Below are 24,380 nucleotides of genomic sequence, written 5' to 3' on the forward strand. Positions count from 1 at the left end.
TGTTAAGCTCACTATTTCTTTATCATTTTAGCTAAGAAGACTCCTTCCTCAAGGAGCGTTAAGGGTCACAGCCCAGTGAGTAGGTGGGAGATGAATTGGCTTCGAACAAGGGATGGCAGGAAGCCATCTTAATTGTTCGACATACAGAAAGTGTTACTCCACTATCTATCGAATGTACGTTTGGTGTATAATAGTCATATACCGAAATGGAGGTGAATCAAATACTGATGAATAAAGCCTATAAGTTTCGTATCTATCCAAATCAGGCACAAGCAATTCTAATCAACAAAACGATTGGGTGTTCTCGCTTTGTATTCAATCATTTCCTATCCTTATGGGATCAAAAGGCTTGACCTATGGTACATGCTCTGCCAAACTACCTGCCATGAAGAAAGAGCTTGTTTGGCTAAAAGAAGTGGATAGTATTGCGATTCAGTCGTCTGTTCGCAACCTTGCGGATGCTTATACGCGCTTTTTCAAAAAACAAAACAGCGCACCGCGCTTTAAATCTAAGAAGAACAACGTACAATCTTATACCACAAAACAAACAAATGAAAACATTGCCGTTGTAGGGAACAAAATAAAGTTGCCGAAACTAGGTCTTGTTCGATTTGCCAAAAGTCGCGAAGTAGAGGGGCGTATTGTAAATGCTACAGTTAGACGGAACCCTTCTGGTAGATATTTTGTGTCACTATTAGTTGAAACAGAAGTACAAGAATTTCCGAAAACACATTCTTACATTGGAATAGATGTAGGACTAAAAGATTTTGCTATTTTGTCAGATGGAACACACTATGAAAATCCGAAGTTTTTCCGATCATTAGAAGATAAGTTGGCGAAAGCACAGCGTGTTCTTTCTAGAAGAATGAAAGGATCTTCTCGCTGGAATAAACAACGAGTAAAGGTAGCTAGAATTCATGAATACATATCAAATGCTAGAAAAGATTACTTGGACAAAATTTCAACTGAAATCATCAAAAACCACGATGTTATCGGTATAGAGGATTTGCAAGTATCGAATATGTTAAAGAATCATAAGTTAGCAAAAGTAATTAGTGAAGTATCATGGTCACAGTTTCGAGCCATGTTAGAATACAAAGCAAAATGGTATGGCAAACAAGTCATTGTCGTATCGAAAACATTTGCTTCCAGCCAACTATGTTTTTGTTGTGGATATCAAAATAAAGACGTTAAAAATCTAAACCTACGTGAATGGGACTGTCCTTCGTGTCGTACACACCATGATAGGGATATTAACGCAAGTATCAATCTAAAGCATGAAGCGATAAGGCTTCTAACCGCAAGGACTGCGGGGTTAGCCTAATCAATTAGAGTTCGATAGAACTCTTTACTTAGGAATCCCTCACTTCTAAACGAAGTGAAAGTAGGGGTAGTTCAAAAAGGTTTCCTTTAAATATGATTATTGTATTTCGAGAGGTTCATTATAAATCTTAGCTATATATTTTACAAAATCAATGACGGGATAGTGTATGAGTGAACGGTGCTGCGTAAAACGAACCCCTGCTTTTTCCATTTTCGAAATGAGTTGTTCAACTTCTAACTCTTTTTGTTGTATTCTATTATAATTTTGATATACAATGTTTTTCCATTGATAGGAAGAGCCATGAAAATAACTCTCTCCTTTTACCCTGTGACTAAATATAATTTCTATTTTTTCTCTACGTTGTTTTTCCCTCATATGCGCTTCTGTTGACTGCATGTTTATCACCTCTTCCTTTTGTGTTGTATGCTATTTCACAAAATTTGGTCTAACCCATCATAGCCAATGTACATTGATCTTGTTGGGAATTGTAGTTTAAGGCTATCTCATCAACTGTATTTGTTTTTCAAATGCTTAATCTAATATATTGGATTTTACATCTAAATAGGTTGATGGTTTGTATAAAATACTATCAATACTTATTATAAAACGATTCTTTATAGACATGCATATTTTTACACTCAACAAGATTTACAACATGACGAGTATCATCATCCATGAATGTTACCCTCAGGATCCCTTTTTATATGAAGAAATCATATGAAAACATAGTGCTCTTAAAAAATTTTGTTACAAATTTATTATGTTTAACTTAAAAAAAGGAAAGTAATATTTATTTGTAGAAAATTTTTAAGGATAAAAATAGGATGAATATCCATGGTAAGAAAAGGGGGCACTCATATGCTAACGAATGATTTAGATTTTCGATTAGAACCACGTTTAAAAGAAATGTATGAACAACATAAAATAAGAGCGCAGAAGATAGACTGGGGTTATCATGAGTTTTTGCCATGGGATAAGGGAATGGACTTTAAAAGAGTTCCTTGGGATGAAAGTCAAGTTACTCTTCCTTCTGGTGTAATTACGGCCATTGAAACAGCTTTATTAACAGAAGTGAATTTGCCATGGTTTACAACGTATTTATCTGCGACTTTTAAAGGATCCCTTTCTGTTATTACAGACTTCATTCATACTTGGACCTCAGAAGAGGATCAACATTCGAATTTATTGGAGACATATTTACTACTCACTCGAAGTGTGAATCCTAAGCGAATACATGAATTAAGAAAGTCAGTCGTTGAGGGTGGATTTGAGCCTGATTTTCATACACCAATCGAAGCCATGACGTATACGACGCTACAAGAACTTGCAACGATGGTGTTTTACAATAATGTTGCTAAAGTTGCAAGTAAGCATGATTCAGATCTTGCTACATTATTACGCCGTCTTGCAAAAGATGAAACACTTCATTATGCGTTTTATCGAGACGTTATTCGAATTCATTTAGAATTGGAACCAAATTATTGCTACCATATTGCCAATGTGATTAGGAATTTTAAAATGCCAGGTGCCGTCATGCCAGATTTTGAAAATAGAATGGCTGTGATTGCAAAAGAAGCAAACTATGGACCACTACAATATTTTGATCAAGTACTTGATGTAGTGGTTGAGTATTGGGGGTTAAAAGACTTACGACCAATTGCCCCTCTTGCAGAAAAAGCAAGAATTGAGATTTTGGAGTACCACACAAGATTGAAAAAAATAAGGGATCGATTTGGTCGTTTTCAAGGGAAAACGGATCTACGTTTATGAGTAGAGGTTTCAGAATATGCGAGGGGAAATTCCCCTTCCCTTTATTAGAAATCTTACACAATCCTTATGGTTTTTGTGCTAGTTTTACTTAATTTGATTTTTAAAGAAAAATCAATTGACAACAAAAATAATTTTATGATATTATAAAATTTTTGATAAAAAACAACATATGTGTTAAACTTGAGAAGGTTACCACATATGGAGGTGGATTATATGTTTCAAATTGGCGATAACATTGTTTATCCAATGCACGGAGCAGGTATAATTGAAGCCATAGTAGAAAAAGAATTCTCAGGAAAAAAACAACAGTATTTTGTCATAAAAATGTCGATCAGTAATATGCAAGTCATGATTCCTACGGGTAAAATATTGAATTCGAATATACGCCCAGTTACTGATATACTTGCATTAAAGCACATTATACACATTTTTCAGCATGGAGAATCAGATAAATTACTGCCGTGGAAACAAAGGTATAAAGTGAACACGGACAAAATAAAAACGGGTGAAATACAAGAAGGTGCTGAAGTTGTACGTGATTTAATGCGTATGAAGAAAGAAAAGGCACTTAATACAAGCGAAAAAAAAATGTTGGATAACGCACATGAATTTTTGATTAGTGAACTAGGATTAATTAAAGGGATCACTGAAAATCAAATAAAAAGTTTCTGTTAAGATTCATTATAGATAATGTATTACATCCCCCGAAAAATAACCTGAATTTTTCGGGAATATGATTATTATTAAAAGTAAATCATTTCAAAGACATTCAACTTCTTCAACTCACTTTTAGAGTAGGAGCCTCTTTTGTTATTACTTCATTCTAATCCATTTTTATTATAAAATTTCTTTTACGAACGTTCAAAGTTTCATCAAATAACTCGATTAAATAGTCACTTGATTTTTGCAATCCTGATTCACACTGGCACGGACAAGGAGCCGTAAGGATGAAAGAGAGGTAGGGCTTTCATTGTTTTAGGTAATATACTATCTAAGTCATTATTTCTAGAAGAAAAAACAATCAATTCCATCTCTATCTTTAAGAATTTTTTACATGTATTGAGACAGTGAATAGTAATTGTTTATCTTCTTTACGTAAAATTGATAAACGAACTGGTAACACCATATGGTCAACTACAAAAAAATGGTTTCCAGACCAGGAAACCATTTTAAATTTTATTTACATACCAATAGTAAATTAAGCAGTAAGAAGGAGTGCACACATGAAAAAAATGTTAACAAAAGAATTAAGTAATGAATTAAAGAAGCGAGAAGGGATCATTTCTATTACAGTTGAGCCTTATGAAAAAATCGAAGTTGGTGGAATTCGTGTAGATGGACCAGCTGTTATTCTAATTAATCAAGAATAGCTAAAAATAGTTGCATACAAGAAGAAAAGGATCAGCCTTTAAGAGAAGGGAGGATCCTTTTTGTTTGCTGCAACTTTTATTTGATGTGTTGGGGTTAAAAGGAAGGAGAGGGTCGGGATTATCATGGTGGAAAGCTTAATATTGGTAGGATTTCTTTTTAAGGGCGAGATTTATTTGATAGTGAAATGGATAATTTAAAGGAGGAATTTAGATGGATGCAAGGAAAGAACGCATAAAATACGAAAAGATGTCAAAGAATTATGACCGTATTTATTCAGTTTCGTTTATCCTATTAATTATACTTGTTTGTAGTAGTGTGATTATCATAGGAGCTACAGGAGGAAAATATGGAGTGTTTTTATTGTTAGCAATTTTACTTAATGCACGTATTATGAAAGAATCTCAAAAAAAGTATGAGCACTATTCTAATAAAGGGCGTATTTAGCTACTTTTATGATTACTTCTAAAACTCCCCACAGCTACTATGCAGGGGAAAAATACGCATTGATTGAGTTATTTAATGATAAAGGAGAAAACATTTACACAAAAGAAATGGAAGGAACAAATGTAACAATGGGGACGGGCGTTATTCCTTTAAAAGAAGGTTATCAAATTAAGGTTTATCATGATGAAACAAAAAGCCGATTAAATAGCAAAGCTAATATCATTAATCCTTCGAGTAAAACAAACAGTTTCATTATGACAAAATGGGGATTGAAAAATTCTTCTCTTCAAAACAATCCAGAAGAAGACCTCATGAAGAGGATTGATAATGCAGCAGCAGTAATTCTAAACAATCCTAGTTTAAAAGATATTCCTGTGCAACAATTAGAAACGAAAAAACATTTATGGACGGCAATAAATATTTTGCCAGATCCATATAGAGTAAGTTATATGAATAAATATCAAAATATCCTTCAATAAACAAAATGAGCTACTCTTAGAAAAAATAGATCATATGTACTTAATAATATCTTCTTTATCTAAAGTCTTGAATCTTTGTCTGAATTCCCAAGTTTAATTTTGTCACTCAGCTTACAGTGGATGTGGTAAAACACATGTACTCACTATAGGATATAGGAGATGTGCAACAAAAAAATTCAGTACAGATTTAAACAAAAAGACATGGTGTATTCCATGTCTTTTTTCGTTCTTCATTCTTAAGTTGATACAATTAAGTCAATCTACAATTGACCATTGTACTAAGACAAGAAATTCCAAACTAAATTTTCAACGTAGAATATTGATTTAACAGTACTTGTAGTATGATGGTTTTTAGATACTTTCTTAATTTGTCTGACGACACAAACTTGGGGACCGGCTGATATACTAAACATCTTAAAAGGTCCCCAAGTTTGTATCATATAAGTACCTAGTTTGGTGCCGCCAAACATAACATAACGGTAAAACTGAAAAAATACTTTATAAAAAATTCTCCATTTTCTTGTCCCAAAACAATGATAGGAATAGAAGTATCCACTTTCTTGTCTAAAAAGCATCCATTTTTCTGTCTTTCTGTAGAAAGACATGAAAGTCTAAACTAAAATCTCATGAATAATCGCTGATAATTGGCTGTTATGATAAATTTTATAGGTACTTTTATGTCTTAATAACGGGACATGAAAGTCTAAATTTTTTGAAAATAGGATAAGAAACTCTAAAATACTTAGCCAGTAATATTACAATATTTGAAAGTCAATCTTTGAATAGAAGTTTACTTTCACAGTTTCAATAAGAAAAACCACAGCAATTTGAAGTGAACCCCGAAAACGGGACACCAATCAAAACACCTAAACCACTTGTTCCCTAAATTCTTTAGGGGATAGGTGGTTTAATTTTTCTTGAATTCGCACACAATTGTAGTAATGAATGTATTCTAGCACAATCTTTCGCACAGTTGTGTTGGATACTTTTGTTAGCTCTTGTGAATAGAAAGCTTCACTTTTCAAATGACCAAAGAAGCTTTCCATGACGGCATTATCATGGCAATTTTCTCTCCGGGACATGCTGGTGATAATGCCGTTTTCTTTGGCATACGCTTGAAATTCTTTTGCTGTATAAATACTTCCTTGATCTGAGTGAAGAAGGACATCTTTTACTTTTCGCCCTCGCATTGCTCGTTTTAATGTTTTCATTGCTAATGGCAGTGTTTGTGTCTCACTGATGACATAACTAATAATTTCCCGGTTAAAGGCATCCATAATCGTCGATAAATACAAGGTACGTTCTCCGAATAAGAGATACGTCACATCTGTAAACCACTTTTCATTTGGTCCAGATGCATTGAATTGGCGCTCCAATCGATGAGGGGCTACTACTGGTTCCGCACCATTGATATATTTCTTTTTCTTTCGACGTACTTTTGAGAGAATATGATTTTGTCTCATGATTCGTAAGACTTTTTTATGATTCACACACAGTCCCATTTTTCAAAGAGTAGCGGTCACTCTTCGATATCCATACCGTAATTTATGCCTAAGACAAACGTCCTTTATTGTCTTTTCTATATCATCTCTAAGATCCTCTGTCCGTTTTAACCAGCGATAAAATGTGGAACGGGGTAATTCTAATACGTTACACAATTCTTTTACAGTTATTTTTGTTTTTACATCTTTCCATAAAGTAACTACAGCTTCTCGTTTCAGCCCCTTTCGATTTCCAGATACTTTCCCCATACAAGTAATTTTGTTTTTAAATGTTTATTTTCTAAACGTAGTTGTTCTAATTCACTGAGCCCTTTTGGTCCTTTTCCATAAGAATATTGTTTTCCTACAGGTTGTTGAAAACGATACGTTTGATCTGTACGATACCATTTCATCCATGTCTTAATTTGGGAAACATTTTTAATTCCGAGTTTCTCCATAATTGTACGGTTTGAATAACCATCTTTCTTCATTTCAATTACTTTCCACTTTGTTTCTTCTGGGTAATGAACTCTTGTCGTCATACGAAAAAACACCTCCATTGAATTTGCATACTTAGTATGCGAATTCAGGAGGTGTTTTTTTCATGTACCACTATTCGGGTTCACTTCAATATTTTGGGTTTTGTTTATGAGTATACCACCTCCATTCATCAGGTAGCATAATTATAGTGAAAAAATTGTAACCCGTCAGGGTTTATTTGATATGACTACTTTTAGGTTATCTATAAAAAATAATAAAAAACTACATGGAAAGATCCGCCTTTGTATAAACATATACCTTAAGTTGATGGATGTGTGGTGATGCCCCTAATAGTGATGTGACGGATTCTTCTAAATCACTTATTTCACTCTATGTATTCTCCTCATTTAAACTCATTAATCATTCAAAAAGAATTTTATATCACGTTTCAATCCATAATATATATAGATTAATTAGTGTTCTATTTTATCCTTTGAAAAATTTGTTATATTTTTTTATTAAGAAGTAATTCACAGTAATAACCAAATAAGGAACGGAGATAAATTTATAATGAAAATAACAAATGCTAAAGGAATATGGAAAAAAAGAATGCTTATAACTCTCATGATAGTTTTTGTATTGGCTCTTGCAGGAATTAGTTATTGGAACCTTTCACCAGTTCCAAAAGCATTTTTGATTAAAAAAGCATTTGAAGGTGGGACGTTTGTTCCGCCAGCTGATTATGACCATGCTCTAAACGAAACAAAAATTGATAAGGATATCAATTATAATTCTAAATTCCCGGATGGTAAATTAGATCTCATCTATCCGAAAAATCATACAGAAAAAACTCCTATTATTTTTTGGGTACATGGCGGTGGATTTGTGGGGGGAGATAAATCAGATATTACTGGGTATGCGGTAAGCCTAGCTGCTCGTGGTTATATAGTGGTGAATATAAACTATGCTCTTGCTCCTAAAAGAGAATATCCTACACCAGTACTCCAACTAGGTGAGGCTTATAAATACATAAATGAAAATGCAAAGAAATATGACTTAAATCTGAATCGTGTTTATTTTGCAGGAGATTCTGCTGGAGCACAAATATCTGGTCAATTCGTTAATATTCAGACATCTAAAGAGTATGCAAAATTAGTAAAGATTGACGCTATTGTTGACCCTTCTACAATAAAAGGTGTACTGCTATTTTGCGGTCCATATAATATGCCTGAATTAGCTAAGATAGAATCAACTAAAGAAATACAAGATTTCATGCGTACCGTTGGTTGGGCTTATTTGGGTAGAAAAAATTGGGAAGGGTTATTAGAAGTAAAAATAGCTTCAATTTTAAATCATGTTACAAAAAAATATCCACCAGCATTTATCACAGATGGGAACACTGGATCATTTGAAGATCAAGGTAAAGCATTGGCTTCTGCTTTACAAAGTAAAGGAGTGTCTGTAGATAGTCTTTTCTTTAATAAAGATGTTTCGGGTGAGTTAGCACATGAATTTCAATTCAAAATGAATACCCAAGCAGGTTTAAAAACCTTCAACAAAGTTCTGGAATTTTTAAGTAAAACTAAATAATATGTTTAAAATTACTATTAAAACAAAATGTGCTTTTCGGGGGATCAAAAAAGAAAAAGCTTACCTTGAAATTAGAATTATATAAGCTTAAGTTGATGGATGTGGGGTAGCACCACATGCCCAGCAATCTAAGTTTTTTTCTTAAGCTGACGGCAATTTATAGTGATCCCTATTACAGATACTAGAACACCAACAGGAAAATTCTTTTAACTGTCATGGCTGCCTTTAGTGAACTTGATCGAGAAATGATTAAAGAAAAGCAACGGGCGGGAATAAAGTTAGCGAAACAAAAAGGCGTGTATAGAGGAAGATTGAAGAAATATACGGATAAGCACCCAGGTATGAATCATGTGATTGAATTGCGAAAGCATACCAATAAAACTGTTAAAGAAATATGCCAAATTACAGGTGTGAGTCAGGCCGCTCTGTATCGTAGATTAAAAGAACTTGAATAAAGTTCTTTTTTGATTTGTAATTAAACCCCAGATTAGCCCCTCATACCCAGAATCGTTTCGGGTACCCCCAATAACCAACCAAGTACCATAAACGGTCGTTTATGGTACTTGGTTGGTTACACTAATTCACTAAATATATTATCTTTTATTTATCATATAAAGTTTCAAAAAATTACCATTTACACACAATCAGTATTAGTGTATTATTTGTCTAGTACACTAATACTGAGGAGGGGAGAAATGGAAACTGAGTTTTCTCCTAATATCCCGATTTATATTCAGGTAATGGAATACATAAAAAAGGAAATTGTAACAGGTCGTTTAGCACCGGGTGATAAAATCCCAGCTGTACGTGAATTAGCCAGTGAATTACAAGTAAATCCAAATACGATTCAACGCACATTTCAAGAGCTAGAACGAGAAGGTATTGCTGTGACAAGAAGAGGAACAGGGAGATTTGTAACGAGTGAAAGAGAAAAGATTACTGAACTACGCAAAGAAATGGCAACAGAGTTGCTTGATAATTTTATAAATGGAATGGACAATTTAGGATTTACGAAAGAAGAAATTCTTCCAATCCTCCATTCTTCATTAGAAAAGAAAAGGAAGGAAAACGAATGACAGAGTTATTAAAAATTGAAAATCTGTGGAAAAGATATAACTTAAAAACAGTGCTTCAAGATCTAAATGCAACAATTTCTGAAGGGAAAATTATTGGTCTTGTTGGTGATAATGGTAGCGGAAAAACGACATTATTAAAAATGATTGCTGGTTTGCGTTATCCTTCTAAAGGAACTATCACAATTGAAGGTCAGAAGGTAGGAATAGAAACAAAGAAAATGGTTTCATTTATGCCTGATAGTCCTGTTTTTGACGAGTGGATGACGATAAAAGATGCTGTAGTTTTCTATCAGGATTTTTATAGTGATTTTGATTTACATCAAGCAATGGACTTAATAGCTGAGTTTAAAATGCCATTAGAAGAGCATATAGTTGCTTTATCAAAAGGTGAAGTGGAAAAATTACAACTTATCTTAACTTTCTCCAGGAAAGCAAAGTTATATATATTAGATGAGCCATTGGGTGGCATTGATCTTGTTTCTAGAAAACATGTACTAGATTTAATTCTTAAATTTTACCGAGAAGATTGTACCATTCTCATTTCAACTCATTTAATAGAAGAGGTCGAAAATATATTTGATGAGGTAATCTTTTTAAAAGACGGAAATATTGTATTACATGAAAACGTAGAAGAAATTCGTTTTCATCAAGGGAAAGCAGTACATGAGTTGTTTAGGGAGGTTTTTGAGAAATGAATCAACTTTTTCTCTATTTATATAAGTGCAATAGAAAAAAAATAGCTGTTTTTTATTCTGGTTTTATTATTATTTCTTTACTTCTTTTGTTTAGTACGATAGGACTCTCAAGGGTACTACCTCCGTTTATAAAGGATTTAATATTACTCATATTCCTGATAATAATTGGTATAGCTGCATTTTTACTTCTTTTCATAGCGCTGCCTTCTTTCAATAAAATATTAAAAAATTCTATGATTCGTTATACAGCCATCCCAACCTCAAAATATATATATGCGAATTTATTGTTTTTCACATTAATGTTTATTATTTTATTAGGTATAGGCTTAATTTTTTCATATTATTTTTCACAAAGTCTTTATGATGGAAAAGTAATTGGTTATGATCCCAGTTTTTATGGTGGGGAAATAACCGGGGAATTCCGACAAGAATATCACAAGTTATATAGTTACGGAATCTTCCAACACATATTTGCTTTTCTTTTATGGGGAATCGATTTCATGAGTATCCTTATTTCTTGTTATTTTATCCTGGCAATTATAAGACTATTTCCAGTGAAGTCATGGATGAGTAAAATAATTTTATTCATCATTTTCGTTGCTATTTTTTCAACAATACAAACAATAATAATGAATGTGTTAAGTAAATTAGAGACATATGCAGTTACTATTAAGAGTTCTGGGTTAATGAATAAGAATAATTTTTTTGATACATCATTTTACCCTATTGAAGATTTCACTATTTTTGGTCTATGTTTTACTTGCTTGTTAATAATTGTACTCGTAGCGATTACTGGCCGCATCATCGATAAGAAACTAGAGATATAAAAAATTCACTTTAAACGCAAAACAAATTTTAGGAGGAAATAATGAAAACATCTAATCCAATATTAAAAAAAGACAAATTTCATAAAGAGAAGACAAATGCTTCTACGATGACTATTGGCGGAACGATAGTAAAAACATTCATTTTGCTTATCTTACTTCTTGCAGCGTCTGTCTATTCCTACGTACAGATGACACAAGGGGCAATGAAAATACCTGTGTTAATTGGAATTATAATAGTTACTCTAATTATCGCTTTTGTAGTTATATTCATTCCGCGCATATCCCCAATTTGCGCACCGATTTACGCAGTATTACAAGGGGTTTTATTAGGAAGTATTTCAGCGTATTATACAATGCGCTTTGGTGATTCTATCGCTTTAATTGCCGTATTACTAACAATTTCGATTTTATTTGCCATGTTAGTGTTATATGCAACTCGAATAGTAAAAGTAACGAAAAAATTCCGTTCAGTTGTAATGGTTGCAACACTTGGAATTTTTATTATGTATTTTATCGTTTTCTTACTGGGCATTTTAGGTATGACTGTTCCATATATTCACCAAGGTGGGACAATTAGTATCATCATAAGTGCAATTGTAATTATTGTTGCTGCATTAGATTTATTACTAGATTTCGATTCAATTGAAAATGGTGTTCATAGTGGCGCACCAAAGTATATGGAATGGTACAGCGCAGTAGGGCTTATGATGACATTAGTATGGTTATACCTTGAGATCCTTCGGCTGGTTTCTTACATTATGAAAAACAAAGACTAAAAACATCCTGCATGGTTCAAACATGCAGGATGTTTTTGTATCTCATAGTATCAATTAGGGGTACGGAAACGATTCGGGGGATGAGGGGCCACTCTGGGATTTAATTACAAATATAAAACAGAACTTTATTCAAGTTCTTTTAATCTACGATATAGAGCGGCCTGACTCACTCCTGTAATCTGACATATTTCCTTTACTGCTTTATTAGTATGTTTTCGTAATTCAATTGCATGGTTCATGCCAGGATGTTTATCTGTGTATTTCTTCACTCTTTCTCTATATACTCCTTTTTGTTTTGCTAGTTTTATTCCCGCATGTTGTTTTTCTTTAATCATTTCTCGATCAAGTTCACTAAAGGCAGCCATGACAGTTAAAAAGAATTTTCCTGTCGGTGTTCTTGTATCTATTCCTAAATTTAAAATCGCAAAGTGAACATCCTTTTCCCGAAGTTGTTCTACTAATTGTAATAGTTGAATGGTATTTCGACCTAAACGATCCATTCTAGTTACGACTAAAGTATCCCCAGTAGTTAGTTTTGAAAGTATAGTGTCTAATTCTGGCTTTTGTTTGGTTACTCCACTTATTTTTTCTTTAATAATTTCATCTATTCCATATTTCATGAGCTGTTCAATCTGTGTATCTAGATTTTGATCTTGTGCACTGACACGAGCGTATCCATAAACCATTTTTCTCTTCATTTCAATTGTATTTTTGATAAGTGTTATTGAGAGTCTCTGAGACTAATAATATCAAGGAAAGGGATTACTTCTCAATAGGGTACACTCTATCGAGAAGGTGAATATGCAATTATGCATATTTATATTTTTTTATTTTAATAGAAATGAAACCTAATATATAATTAAAAGGTTTTTTATGAATTGATAAGGAGATGCGAGTATGAAGAAAATCATAGGACTTATATTATCATTATTTTAATTATTTTCTACCTATGCACCAATGTTTAAAGAGGAAGTCGAAGTTTTAAATCAAATAGGCCGCGTCAAAGAGAAAGGAGATTGGTATTATTATGGATCTCGTCAACATAATGCGAATTTTACACTAAGGGATTTTCACATTAAAAAGCTTGGTTTTACTGTAGATTAAGAAGGTTCCATAAACGGGCTACTACATTTAAAAAATGAAACATCTTATGAATTAATTATTGTTTAGACAGAATGACTTAGGTTGTCCTTATGCGAAATATCAGTATGAATAGAAATTTGATAATTATATAAAACGCCGTAAATGAAGGATAAAATAAGTACTGATTTTGCAATTATATTTTTAACAATTGAATAGGAGCTATTATGAATACAATTAAGAAATTATTTTTAAGTTTTATGGTATGTATTTTATTATTCAGTACAGTAGGAACAGCGTATGCAGAACAAAATGGTCAAGTGAATTCATCATCTTTTATTGACGTTCCTAAAACACACTGGGCGTATAAAGAAATGATGTACATGGCTGAGAATAAGATTATAACAGGATACGGAAATGGGTATTTCGGTGCTACGGATCCTATTATTCGCGAACATCTTGCTGCTTTCTTGTATCGATATTTAAAACCGCAAGATAGCACCAATAATCCATTTGTTGATATTGGTAACAGTGGTTTCAAAAAGGAAATTTTGGCACTTACGGCACGTGGTATTTTCAGTGTAAATACTGAGAAAAAATTCAATCCGAAAAATAATATGACACGTGCTGAAATGGCAACTGTACTTGTAAAAGCATTCGATTTAAAACCACAAGGGAATTTTGAGTTTGTGGATATGAAAGGTCACTGGGCCAACGAATATGTGAAAATATTAGCTGGTAACAACATAACAAGTGGTACAGGTGACGGCAATTTTAATCCAAATGGAATTGTTACAAGAGAGCAATTTTCTATGTTCTTATATAGGACAATGATGGTAACAACAGGTATAAAAAATAATAACGTGGTTGGCTGGGTTGTAGATGGAGAAAAGAAATACTATTATGACAAACCAGGCGTGAAACATACTGGATTATTGCGTTCAGGGGATGATACATATCTCTTCGATAAAAATGGTAATCTAGCTTCGGGATGGAATACTGTAGGCGGAAAGGACTACTATTTTGATAATGTAAGTGGGGCCGCACAAAAAGGATGGTTCTCTCAAACTACCCATTGGTATTATGCAGACGATAACGGTGTGATTCAAAAAGGCGATGTAACCTACAAAGGGAAGAAATTCCAATTTGATAGAACAGGTAAGATGGTAAAAGGGTGGATAACGATCAAATCCCTCAATCAAAATATCTACAAATCAAGAACAGTTGCAAGAGGATTTGACCCTATAAAAGTTAGAGACGATGAAATTCTTGAAGTAGTAGGGGAAGATGGTCCTCTATGGTTTAAGGTGAACTACAATGGTCAAACATACGTTGTGCAAAAATTATTTGCCGTCGTGTTTGATCAATCTTTATCTAATAAAATAGATACGATTCGTCAAGATATTGACGATTTAAAAACGAGTGCTGAGTTAGTAAAGAAATATTCCGAACGCTATAAAAAAGCAAAAGAAACTAAAAATTATGATGTGGCTTTAGTTGAATCAAGTGAATTTACACAAAGTGTCACTCAATTACTAACGACACTAAAAAAATCTGAATTGAAGAATACTGTAGATAAGATTTATGAAAAAGAAGCTGATCCAGCTGTAAGAGAAAAATACAATTCTACTATTGCAACTTTAGAAATGATGAATGAGGATTTTGGGAAAATCCATAAATTAATGCTACTAAAAGATAGTATTATGGTTATTGATAAAGTGAATCAGGATTCAGGTAATATTATTCAACAAATTCAAGAAGGTAAATATTTGGTACAGCAGGATAAAGCTTACCTTCAAAACTATGTGAATGGTTTAACAGATTATAAAAATAGTATGACATCCTATAAAAAGCAAATGTTGGATTGGTTTGTAGATACTTTAGATGCAGGAACAGATGCCATGATAATGTTTACGGACATGTCAACAGCTTACTGGCTCTCAATTAATACGGTGTTTGTTGAACCTGCAGAAAAATGGGTTGGCACATTACCAAAAGGTGAAATAGAAAAATTTGCAGATGGTGTTCGCGACTATGGACAACAACTTACTGCCATGCAGGAAGGATTCAAAAACAGACTGCCTGAATATAAACAAATGGCCAATGATTTACGTGTAGTAAATCAAAGTTTCCATAAGTTTGGAGATTCTGTACAAAAAGGTGGTGCATCACTACATAAACAAGCAGTAATGGCTGATGGACTAATTAATAGTGTCTCAACGCATGTTGCAGAAGCCCAACAAGCATTTCCAACAATACATACAGATATTATGTCTGGATTAGACGCTGCCAATAATATTATGGACTCTGCTAATAAAATTGCGAGTCATAAAATTGATGTACCTGCAGCATCCAAAAATATTGGAAATATTGACTTGAGTAATGCACTACGTGATTTAGGTGCTGATCCATCTAGAGTATATGATCGTAAGAATGATGGAGATTTATCTTTCATATTGGGTATTACGCCTATAATTGGTACAGGAAAAGAAATTGGGCAACTCATAAAAGGGGAAGACTTAGTAACAGGTCAAAAATATGGTCCAGAAGATTATGCATGGGGGACACTGGCTGCCGTATCTGGTGGTACAACACGAGTTGTTGGTAAAGTTTTTGGAAAGGTTGGTGATCTTGAGAAGAAAGGTAAGGCTTTAGAAACGGCTGCTAAGAATACAAAACATGAAGTGAAAATATTAGGAAGAGGCTCTACGGGTAGAACTACTGCAAATACATTAGAAGAGCAACTTGCAATGAAAGAAGTTAGATCAAATCCACAAGGTAAGGAAATAAGGGTACCTATGACAGATCCTAGATGGCCTAAGGAAGACGGATGGGTCAAAATGGCCCATAATGTAAATGGTGTGGAAATACATTATGTTAAAAATACAAAAACTGGTGAATTTGATGATTTTAAATTTAAAGATAAAAAATAAATAAGGGGCGTTTATTATGAAAGTAACTTGTTTGTACAACACTGGAGATTATCTAACAAAGGCAACCGAGGAAATATTTAATTTAGTTATTAAAAAGGAGTATATTGTTTATGGCATATGCAAGTTACAAAGTGGTGAGTTGACATATTTAATTTTAGGAGAACGTGAAAATATGCCATCATGGTATCCAGCAGAATTATTTAAAATATCCAATGCCCTACAACCTTTAGAATGGTACTGTGCAGATCACAGACATGTTAAAAATACATATATAGATTATATATGGGGATATAAAGAGTTAGCTTTGGATGATACACATGCTCTTGGATTAATAGAAAGAGAAAATAAAGATATGAAACTATTTTTAAAGCGTAAAGCTGAAATTGATGAATTTGAGGAATTGTAATAGTAAATGAATTCATTTACTTATAAAAAACGTAGGAATTAAATATTCCTACGTTTTTTTGTACATAACATTTAAATAAACACCTTGTTTTTTGAAAAAGTAGAAGGATCAAATGGAAGATTTTCTGGTATTCGATTTGAATCAATATGATACTTTCCAAATCGATTTACGTGCGCTGTCATGTAAGGACTTAAATAACAAATTAATTCTATATTAAATCCCTCTTTTTGTTTTTCATACTCATGAATTAGTTTAGATATAGAAAACACATTATAAAAGATAAGACAGTTGGCAACCAAGTGATTATACTTAATAATTTTCTTTTGTTTTTCACGATCATTCTCAGAAATAATGCCTTCCCCACCAAAAAAGAGCCACTTTGTAAATCCATTAAATGCTTCAGATTTGTTTGTAGCAGATTGAATGGTACATCGTAATTCTTCATTAGACATGAATTGTAACAAAAACATCGTCCTAATAGCTCTGCCTAATTCACAAAATGCCTGATATAATTTATTTCTCTTACTATATGAGCCTAGTGTATTCAATATAGTAGATGGAGTAATTTTACCAGCTTTGATGGACATCGCGATCCTAAGCATATCTGGGTAGTGATTTTCAATCATACTCCAATTGATTTCCCCTGAAAATAGTTCATCAATATGTTCATAATTGTCTTGTGTATTGGGGCGAAATAATTTTAATTGTTTCCAATTGCGAATGCGAGGCATTAACTGAATACCTAATAAAGTAGCTAACCCAAAGACTGTGGCGCTTTGTCCTTGTGTATCCGAATGTAGAATTTCCGGTTGAATATCTACCTTTTCATTCATCAAAATATCTAATATATGTATTCCTTCCCAAACGCCACAAGGAATAAAATTACTAAATAAAGCAATATATGTGTCGGAAACATGATAATATCCAATGCCTCCATAACCTCCATATCGAATATGATTTTCAGATAAAAGATTTTGTTCATAGACATCCCATATCGTTCCGTCTGCTGATGCACTTTTTCCATCTCCCCAATATTTTGGAAGCTCAAAACGATTATAAGCATTAATAATATATCGAATTGCTTTGTCTAAATCTTCAACCGTTACATGTCTTTGATTAATCCAAGCAATTTGCTTTCGATCTATTTCTTGTATTGAACGAGCTGTTTGAGTAGAACCTAAGTTACATCCGTAGCAGAATGTATTTGTTACATAACGTTCAACATGATTTTCTAATTTGCCCTCATATCCGGAAATAGGTCCAAAGAAACGAGTCCAATTGAGCCAGTACTCTGTATCTGCTAACATATCTAGAACGTTAATCGGTTCTAAATTATACATAATATAATTTTCAAGCTCTTTTAATTCAGAAGGAACCTTCTTCTTTTTTAGTTTTCCAATTACTACTTCCCCTTTTTCAATTCGAATTTGTTGATTATGCGGGAAAGATTTGTTGGTATTATAACAAACTTGTTGAAGGTCATCATGCATCTTTTTTGTGAAATCTGAACCTAAACTAGGTAAGTTTAATTGATTACAAAATTCTTCAAGGTTCTCCTCATATTCTTCCCATGAAATCAGTTGTTTTCGATAATCTGCATATTTTTCACTTCCTTCAATATATAAATCTCCAGATTTCAAACCCCACATAATTTGTGAAAATACACATACTTCAAAATGCCGACGATTCAGTTCCTCTGGAACAACGTCTCTTTTCCTTTTAGGGCTTAACCATCTCCACCAACCATCAGGTATCCAGGACAAGTTCAGAAGAGGTGTCACTTCCCTTTTCCACAGTCCAATCTTCTTTATATGAGCGACTAATATCCATTCTTTTCTGGTATGTTGATGAGATAATAGAAATTGAATGGCTTCTACTATAGATGAATCCTGATTTGTTGACCGTAAAGGAACTACCTCTAAAATTTTGAATAGTGTAGAGCGGTGACTTTTAAAGAATTTTTGTAAAAACAAATAGTAATTATCTCCACTAAGCGCTAGATGATCCTCGCAATCTTGTAATACTTGAGCTTCTTTATCTCCAAGTACTTGTTGGATGGCTTGTAAACGTTCTCCAGGCATTCCTTCCGTTTGATAGGCCATCAGTACATGCTGTAAAGTGGCTACTAAAGAATCCGTTCGTTTTTGTGTCTGTTTTTTATAATTCTGTAAAAATTCACGTCCTTTTTTATGGATACTCATCATACGTTTTATCAGCATTTCACCAATATTATCTAGTATTCTTGATGTTTGTACAGAAATCAAAGAGATGGCTAACGTATATCTTTTCTTCTTTTCTATTTCTGACATACGATAAGCATCTAATGTTTTAGCTTCAGCAGCCATTTGTTGTATCTTGGTTGAAGAAAAGCTCTCAAGAAGGTAAACAGGTATTTTTTGATGTATTAACCAATCGTAATGCAGAATTAACTCTTTTAAATGAAATAAGGAGGCACGTTTGGCGTCTTCTTTGAAACGATTCCACGGGCTATAAAAGGTGTCAGGTTCTGTTTGGAATAAACAATCTATGTGTCGTATTTGTTGCTCATGTAAGGATTCATATACTTGCTCATAAATTAAACGATACGATTTGCGTCTTATTTCATTAGCCGCTTCTTTAAAAGTGTTATAAACGGGTAATTCATATCTTTGATGTATTAATTCTTCAATAGCTGCATTAATTAAATCAGCTGGATCATCTTTGCTTCCAGCTATATGTTTCATTGTATCAAGCATGATTTGGCGAGCATTATGATCAAATTGTTGAATTTTTAGATACTGTCTTACAAAGTGATAATGTCTTTTTATAGTACGTGTTCTACTGTATGCTTCCCATTCAGTTTCAATAGGGAAAGGTAATTGAGCGGACTGAGCAATGTGTTTAATTATAATTGGAGGTATATCTGAAATACGTGTAAAAAAGCCAAGATTTTGTACAGTTTTTAGTAAAATTAGTAACGCTAGTTGCTGTAATGTTCCTTTTGTTTTCAAACTTGTCCATTCTATTTTTCTTCTGGTTGGCGTGTATAAACTCCTTAAATCTTCCGTACTTAGATTATGTTTGATTCTTGGATATATCGTATCTTGAATACTAGGCATAACTAATCCCCCTAGAATCTATATATGTTTCAATATTCAACTATCTTCATTGTAAAATAAAAACCTATCTGCAGATAGGTTTCTTGTTTATATTCACCTTATTAATTTGAATATTTTCCCATAGTGGCCCCTCATACTTTGAATCGTTTCCGTACCCCAATTAGGTCACGTTAGTCAGTGGAGAATGTATGAAGATGCTTTACAACAACTTCAACTCATACCTATAATGGGTTCAGCCACTCTTTTCTATAACCTGCTTTCTACAACTAACAAACTAACAGTAAAAAACTGATTACCCCTTAGCTTACAGGAAATCGGCTTTTTCTATGTGAAAAATTGCTTAGCGTACGAATTTCTCGTTTTGTTGGTGCCACCCCATCGCTATCAAGTTAAGATGAATTTTTCTGCACATAACAAATATTCTATATCATTGTTGTTATATGCAGAAAGGATAGCGTTTTTTTTTTGCGCTAGAACCGATAGTTGGGTATTCTAAATAATATAATATTAATATAAAGTTATATTTTTGTTAAAAAAGGAGTGTGGTGTTTACAATGATTAAAGGTATTAAAAATATTGAAAATAAGGAACCCATAAAAATGTTTTTATTTTTTCCGTGTATTATTCTTTTATTTGATAATATTTATCATTACTTTATCCTAAGGAAGGATTTCTTGCTACAGAAATTTTTATTTGAACTAGTGTTTTTAGTTATTTTTATTTCATGTATTTTATATAACAAATATTTACAAAAAATAAATAAACAAGTGTTAACAAAATACATTTTTCTTTGTATTAGTATTATTTATCTTCTAACATACGACTTTATATTTACACGTATTCCAAATACTTCTTTACATGTGCCGTATCTAGAGTGCTTCTTAGTAATTTCTTCACCTTTATTTTTAAGTATTCGTTTTCTTCTATGGGTGTCTATTTGTATGATATGTAGATTTCTAATCGCTATTTATTATTTTCACGTTAACTATCCAATAAAATTAGTATTATTGTTTATAACAATCATTATTACGTCATTTTTTGTATTTCTTTCATTAAAATTTTTAGTGCAAAAAATAAAAGCATCTTATGAAAAACAAATGAAAGAAACAGCTTTATCGGTAATGAGGATAATGGAATTAAAAGATCCATACACTAAAGGACATAGTGAACGTGTAGCAAATTATGCTACTATTCTTGCGAAAGAAACAAATGAATATGATGATAATTCTTTAAAACAATTTCATTTTATTTGTTTATTACATGATATAGGGAAAATAGGTATTCCTGATGAAGTTTTAAATAAAGCGTCTTCTCTTACAGAAGAAGAATATACTATTATTAAAGCACACCCACAATTAGGATTAGAAGTTTTCAAAAATATATCTTTAATAAAAGGCAGTGAAGATATAATTCTTTCTCATCACGAAAAATGGGATGGAAATGGTTATCCTCAAAAATTAAAGGGAAATCAAATACCGTTATGTGCAAGAATTGTTGCGATAGCAGACGCATTCGACGCAATGACTTCTTCAAGAGCATATCGTTCAGCCCTATCTCCTGAAGAAGCTTATAAACGTATCATTGAAGGTTCTGGATCTCAGTTTGATCCTTCATTAGTAGCGCTTTTCAAAAAGGTATTTCCTTTATGGAAAGAGATGGCCCAAACACCCCATAGTTAAAATTTTATGTTTTGAAAAATTATAAAATAATTATAAACGGTATTGGTTTATTATTTATGTAGAGCATTTTTATTAGATTGAAGCTCATTTGTAAAAAGAAGTATAACTTTGCATTTAATGTGAAGTTATACTTTTTTATTGTTTTAAAAGTTTAGGAACTTGTCTGCATTTTATCTTTATATCATTATAGTAATATCTGTATATGAGGTCGCTAAACTTATTAGTAATAGAGATCGTAAAAAAATTTTTATTAGTTAAAATATATAAGAATGATTAGTTATGCAAAGATTAACTAATCATGAGGGAGATAAAACATGCAAAGAAAAATTTTAATTGTGGAAGATGAAGATATTTTACGTGAAATTGTGAAAGATTATTTACTAAATGATGGATATGAGGTGCTAGAGGCAAATGATGGAAAAGAAGCATTATCTATATTTGAAGAACATGAGGTGCATTTAATTATTCTAGATATTATGTTGCCAGAATTAGATGGTTGGTCAGTTTGTCGACGGATTCGTAAGACATCTAATATACCAATTATTATGCTTACAGCTCGTGTGGATGAAGATGATACATTACTTGGATTTGAACTAGGAGCGGATGATTATGTTACAAAGCCATACAGTCCACCAATTTTATTAGCAAGGGCAAAGCGATTAATTGAAAGTCGATATTCTTCAGTCGTTAGTAAACCTAATGAAGATACATTAATGAGTAATGGTATCTATATACATTTTCCTTCACGTACCGTAATCTTAGATAAGGAAGCTATAAGTTTGACACACACGGAGTTTGAAATATTAACATATTTAATGCAAAATCAGGGGATAGTTATTACGAGAGAACAACTGATTACTAAAATATGGGGTTATGAATTTGCTGGGGATGATCGCACCATAAATAGTCATATTCGAAATTTACGCCATAAATTGGGGGAAAAGGCAAATCATATTGTAACAGTGGTAAGAGCTGGCTATAAATTTGAGGGAGACATATGAAAAAAGGAATTGTTTTAAAATTATTTGTATTAACAACAGCTTTATGCATGTTGATTTTAGCAACCATCTTTATTGGACAAACAATATTCTTTAAACAGTATTATGCGAATAGAAAAATAAATGATATGAAAACAAGTATGAAATCTTTCGAAAAAAAATACTTGAATAGTGAAGGTAATGTACAAGTTATTCAAAAGCTAGAACAAGAATTTTATCAAGAAAATAATGCATTAATTACAATATTAGATAGTAATGCCAATTTAAAATATAAAAATGATTTTTATGTAGAAGTGAAAGTGGATAATTCTGATGAGAAAGATTTAGATAATAAGGTGCTCACAATCCCTTTATACAATCTAATAAGTTTAGAAGATATTTCAAGCGAAAAATTACCAGTAGGAGCAAGAATATATGGTTATGGAATAAATAAAAATTCTAATGTAGTTCCTTATGAGTTGGGAAGAGAGAAAAGTGGATTGCTTTGGCAAAATAAGCAAATATCAATAAAAGTAGATGAAATTCTTTCAGAAGAAAAAGTAAGATTAAATGAGGAACAGGTGAAAAAGAAATCATCAATGTTCCCAAGCAAAGAACCTAATGAGATTAATAAAAATCATGCTCCTACAGTCTTCTTTAATGGGGAAATTACTAAAATTAAAATACCTGATAGAAATGAGAAAGCAACTACAATTTATACAAATGAATTATTTATGAAAAATATAAGAGAATTTCAAATGAATTTATTATTCGATGAACGTAAAAATCATCATGGTTCTTTCCAAATTCTTGATTATAAGAAAAATGACATAAAATATAAAGTATTAATATCACCGCTAAAAGAAAAAGATGGAGCAACAACATATATTTTCTTAATGGCATCCCTACAACCAGTTGATGAGGCTGTACAAATGGTAGAAGATTATTATGTATACATTTTTGCATTTGTATTACTTCTTACTTTTCTAGCTTCTTTTTATTATTCCAAACAAATTGCAAAACCTTTATTACAAATAAACAATGTAACAAAAAGGATTGCGAACTTGGAATTTTCGGAAAAAATTCCAATTACATCAAAAGATGAGATTGGTGATTTATCTAAAAATATTAATACACTTTCGAATACATTACATTTGCATATTAATCAATTGCAAAAAGACATAGAGAAAGAAAAACAATTGGAGAATACAAGAAAGGAATTTATTGCAGGTGTATCCCATGAGTTAAAAACACCTTTGAGTATTATGAAAAGCTGTATTTCGATTTTAAAAGATGGTGTAGCGAACCATAAAAAAGATTATTATTTTGACGCAATGGCAAAAGAAGTAGATAAGATGGATGTATTGATTGTTGATATGCTTCATTTGGCAAAATTTGAATCTGGAACATATAAGATGGATATGGATATTTTCTTTATTGATCAATTAATTGAACAGATTTGTAAGCAGTTATCTTTAGAAATAAAAAAAAAGGAATTACAAGTTCATCAATGTCTTTCTAACATTGAGGTCGTTGCTAATCGACATCGAATTGAACAGGTGCTTACGAACTTTATTACAAATGCCATTCGTTATACACCAGAAAAAGAAAAAATTGTGATTTCTACAATACAAGAAAATCATCGTGTAAAGGTATGTGTAGAAAACAAAGGTGCTCATATTCCAAGGGAACAATTAGAAAAGGTATGGGATCGATTTTATCGTGCAGATGCTGCCCGCCAACGTTCAAAAGGAGGAACCGGTTTAGGACTTGCTATATCTAAAAATATTTTTGAACTACATGGTGTAGAATATGGTGTATGTAATACAGAAGATGGCGTATTATTCTTCTTCTATTTAAATTTAAACAAAAAAAGCGAGTAGAAAGAATGTTT

At 32.4% G+C, this 24,380-nt stretch carries 17 protein-coding genes and 4 pseudogenes; 17 read left to right on the forward strand and 4 right to left on the reverse strand.

All coding sequences use genetic code 11. The features are described 5' to 3' along the window. The first annotated feature begins 206 nt into the window (after positions 1-206). A pseudogene (gene tnpB / locus QCI46_RS27940) lies at positions 207-1,324 on the forward strand (IS200/IS605 family element RNA-guided endonuclease TnpB). A 96-nt stretch (positions 1,325-1,420) separates the two neighbouring features. On the opposite strand, the gene QCI46_RS27945 reads toward tnpB, so the two are convergent. Then, the gene (locus QCI46_RS27945; protein WP_001192003.1) at positions 1,421-1,720 is read right to left on the reverse strand and encodes a hypothetical protein; all 300 of its coding nucleotides are present in this window, start codon (positions 1,718-1,720) and stop codon (positions 1,421-1,423) included. Between the two features lie 462 nt (positions 1,721-2,182). On the opposite strand from QCI46_RS27945, the gene QCI46_RS27950 reads away from it, so the two are divergent. The 5 genes and pseudogenes from QCI46_RS27950 to QCI46_RS27970 all read left to right on the forward strand — a co-directional run. Continuing rightward, the gene (locus QCI46_RS27950; RefSeq protein WP_353841980.1) at positions 2,183-3,094 is read left to right on the forward strand and encodes an acyl-ACP desaturase; all 912 of its coding nucleotides are present in this window, start codon (positions 2,183-2,185) and stop codon (positions 3,092-3,094) included. 213 nt (positions 3,095-3,307) lie between these two features. Then, positions 3,308-3,769 (forward strand): CarD family transcriptional regulator, encoded by a 462-nt coding sequence (locus tag QCI46_RS27955; protein ID WP_353841981.1) that lies wholly within the window; start codon positions 3,308-3,310, stop codon positions 3,767-3,769. 548 nt (positions 3,770-4,317) lie between these two features. Then, positions 4,318-4,464, forward strand: coding sequence for a BC1881 family protein (locus QCI46_RS27960; protein WP_000738547.1), 147 nt, complete (start codon positions 4,318-4,320; stop codon positions 4,462-4,464). A gap of 211 nt (positions 4,465-4,675) precedes the next feature. Then, a complete protein-coding gene (locus tag QCI46_RS27965; protein WP_098116689.1) occupies positions 4,676-4,909 on the forward strand; it encodes a hypothetical protein in 234 nt (77 codons plus the stop codon). After that, positions 4,909-5,388, forward strand: a pseudogene (locus QCI46_RS27970) (putative mucin/carbohydrate-binding domain-containing protein); the annotation flags it as partial. The gene QCI46_RS27965 and the pseudogene QCI46_RS27970, both read left to right, overlap by 1 nt. Positions 5,389-6,254: 866 nt before the next feature. On the opposite strand, the pseudogene QCI46_RS27975 reads toward QCI46_RS27970, so the two are convergent. Next, positions 6,255-7,411, reverse strand: a pseudogene (locus tag QCI46_RS27975) (IS3 family transposase). Between the two features lie 508 nt (positions 7,412-7,919). Here QCI46_RS27975 and QCI46_RS27980 point away from each other — a divergent pair. The 6 genes and pseudogenes from QCI46_RS27980 to QCI46_RS28005 all read left to right on the forward strand — a co-directional run bounded on the left by QCI46_RS27980 (position 7,920) and on the right by QCI46_RS28005 (position 12,313). Continuing rightward, on the forward strand, positions 7,920-8,939 hold the full coding sequence (locus tag QCI46_RS27980) for an alpha/beta hydrolase (protein WP_353841982.1): 1,020 nt from the start codon (positions 7,920-7,922) through the stop codon (positions 8,937-8,939). A 177-nt stretch (positions 8,940-9,116) separates the two neighbouring features. Next, positions 9,117-9,394, forward strand: a pseudogene (locus tag QCI46_RS27985) (recombinase family protein); the annotation flags it as partial. Positions 9,395-9,634: 240 nt separating this feature from the next. Further along, positions 9,635-10,015, forward strand: a complete 381-nt coding sequence (locus QCI46_RS27990) for a GntR family transcriptional regulator (RefSeq protein WP_353841983.1) — start codon at positions 9,635-9,637, stop codon at positions 10,013-10,015. Continuing rightward, positions 10,012-10,710 carry an ABC transporter ATP-binding protein gene (locus QCI46_RS27995; protein ID WP_353841984.1) on the forward strand — a complete coding sequence of 233 codons (699 nt, stop codon included), beginning with the start codon at positions 10,012-10,014 and terminating at the stop codon, positions 10,708-10,710. Before QCI46_RS27990 ends, QCI46_RS27995 begins: the two co-directional genes overlap by 4 nt. Beyond that, complete coding sequence (locus QCI46_RS28000) at positions 10,707-11,537, forward strand: ABC transporter permease (RefSeq protein WP_353841985.1); 831 nt, start codon at positions 10,707-10,709, stop codon at positions 11,535-11,537. Before QCI46_RS27995 ends, QCI46_RS28000 begins: the two co-directional genes overlap by 4 nt. Positions 11,538-11,578: 41 nt before the next feature. Then, positions 11,579-12,313: a Bax inhibitor-1/YccA family protein gene (locus QCI46_RS28005; protein ID WP_353841986.1), complete on the forward strand. Its 735-nt coding sequence runs from the start codon at positions 11,579-11,581 to the stop codon at positions 12,311-12,313. Between the two features lie 125 nt (positions 12,314-12,438). On the opposite strand, the gene QCI46_RS28010 is transcribed toward QCI46_RS28005, so the two are convergent. Continuing rightward, on the reverse strand, positions 12,439-12,999 hold the full coding sequence (locus QCI46_RS28010) for a recombinase family protein (RefSeq protein WP_353842116.1): 561 nt from the start codon (positions 12,997-12,999) through the stop codon (positions 12,439-12,441). Positions 13,000-13,620: 621 nt separating this feature from the next. On the opposite strand from QCI46_RS28010, the gene QCI46_RS28015 reads away from it, so the two are divergent. Then, complete coding sequence (locus QCI46_RS28015; protein ID WP_353841987.1) at positions 13,621-16,326, forward strand: S-layer homology domain-containing protein; 2,706 nt, start codon at positions 13,621-13,623, stop codon at positions 16,324-16,326. A gap of 16 nt (positions 16,327-16,342) precedes the next feature. Further along, positions 16,343-16,732, forward strand: coding sequence for a hypothetical protein (locus QCI46_RS28020; RefSeq protein WP_353841988.1), 390 nt, complete (start codon positions 16,343-16,345; stop codon positions 16,730-16,732). Between the two features lie 71 nt (positions 16,733-16,803). Here QCI46_RS28020 and QCI46_RS28025 read toward each other — a convergent pair whose 3' ends face one another. After that, positions 16,804-19,830 (reverse strand): Tn3 family transposase, encoded by a 3,027-nt coding sequence (locus tag QCI46_RS28025; protein WP_353841989.1) that lies wholly within the window; start codon positions 19,828-19,830, stop codon positions 16,804-16,806. Positions 19,831-20,384: 554 nt separating this feature from the next. Between QCI46_RS28025 and QCI46_RS28030 the strand changes: the two genes are divergently transcribed. From QCI46_RS28030 to QCI46_RS28040, 3 genes are all read left to right on the forward strand, one after another. Continuing rightward, positions 20,385-21,509 (forward strand): HD-GYP domain-containing protein, encoded by a 1,125-nt coding sequence (locus tag QCI46_RS28030; RefSeq protein ID WP_353841990.1) that lies wholly within the window; start codon positions 20,385-20,387, stop codon positions 21,507-21,509. A 314-nt stretch (positions 21,510-21,823) separates the two neighbouring features. Then, positions 21,824-22,510, forward strand: a complete 687-nt coding sequence (locus QCI46_RS28035; protein ID WP_353841991.1) for a response regulator transcription factor — start codon at positions 21,824-21,826, stop codon at positions 22,508-22,510. Further along, on the forward strand, positions 22,507-24,369 hold the full coding sequence (locus QCI46_RS28040) for a sensor histidine kinase (RefSeq protein WP_353841992.1): 1,863 nt from the start codon (positions 22,507-22,509) through the stop codon (positions 24,367-24,369). Before QCI46_RS28035 ends, QCI46_RS28040 begins: the two co-directional genes overlap by 4 nt. The last annotated feature ends 11 nt before the right edge of the window (positions 24,370-24,380 follow it).

The organism is Bacillus cereus group sp. RP32, from assembly GCF_040459735.1.
GTDB classification, from domain to species: domain Bacteria; phylum Bacillota; class Bacilli; order Bacillales; family Bacillaceae_G; genus Bacillus_A; species Bacillus_A wiedmannii.

Coding starts and splice junctions, on each gene's coding strand:
- QCI46_RS27995 (WP_353841984.1), top strand. CDS start 10,012: ATGACAGAGTTATTAAAAATTGAAAATCTGTGGAAAAGATATAACTTA.
- QCI46_RS28015 (WP_353841987.1), top strand. CDS start 13,621: ATGAATACAATTAAGAAATTATTTTTAAGTTTTATGGTATGTATTTTA.
- QCI46_RS28005 (WP_353841986.1), top strand. CDS start 11,579: ATGAAAACATCTAATCCAATATTAAAAAAAGACAAATTTCATAAAGAG.
- QCI46_RS27980 (WP_353841982.1), top strand. CDS start 7,920: ATGAAAATAACAAATGCTAAAGGAATATGGAAAAAAAGAATGCTTATA.
- QCI46_RS28025 (WP_353841989.1), bottom strand. CDS start 19,830: ATGCCTAGTATTCAAGATACGATATATCCAAGAATCAAACATAATCTA.
- QCI46_RS28030 (WP_353841990.1), top strand. CDS start 20,385: ATGATTAAAGGTATTAAAAATATTGAAAATAAGGAACCCATAAAAATG.
- QCI46_RS28035 (WP_353841991.1), top strand. CDS start 21,824: ATGCAAAGAAAAATTTTAATTGTGGAAGATGAAGATATTTTACGTGAA.
- QCI46_RS27950 (WP_353841980.1), top strand. CDS start 2,183: ATGCTAACGAATGATTTAGATTTTCGATTAGAACCACGTTTAAAAGAA.
- QCI46_RS28010 (WP_353842116.1), bottom strand. CDS start 12,999: ATGGTTTATGGATACGCTCGTGTCAGTGCACAAGATCAAAATCTAGAT.
- QCI46_RS27990 (WP_353841983.1), top strand. CDS start 9,635: ATGGAAACTGAGTTTTCTCCTAATATCCCGATTTATATTCAGGTAATG.
- QCI46_RS27965 (WP_098116689.1), top strand. CDS start 4,676: ATGGATGCAAGGAAAGAACGCATAAAATACGAAAAGATGTCAAAGAAT.
- QCI46_RS27960 (WP_000738547.1), top strand. CDS start 4,318: ATGAAAAAAATGTTAACAAAAGAATTAAGTAATGAATTAAAGAAGCGA.
- QCI46_RS28040 (WP_353841992.1), top strand. CDS start 22,507: ATGAAAAAAGGAATTGTTTTAAAATTATTTGTATTAACAACAGCTTTA.
- QCI46_RS27955 (WP_353841981.1), top strand. CDS start 3,308: ATGTTTCAAATTGGCGATAACATTGTTTATCCAATGCACGGAGCAGGT.
- QCI46_RS27945 (WP_001192003.1), bottom strand. CDS start 1,720: ATGCAGTCAACAGAAGCGCATATGAGGGAAAAACAACGTAGAGAAAAA.
- QCI46_RS28000 (WP_353841985.1), top strand. CDS start 10,707: ATGAATCAACTTTTTCTCTATTTATATAAGTGCAATAGAAAAAAAATA.
- QCI46_RS28020 (WP_353841988.1), top strand. CDS start 16,343: ATGAAAGTAACTTGTTTGTACAACACTGGAGATTATCTAACAAAGGCA.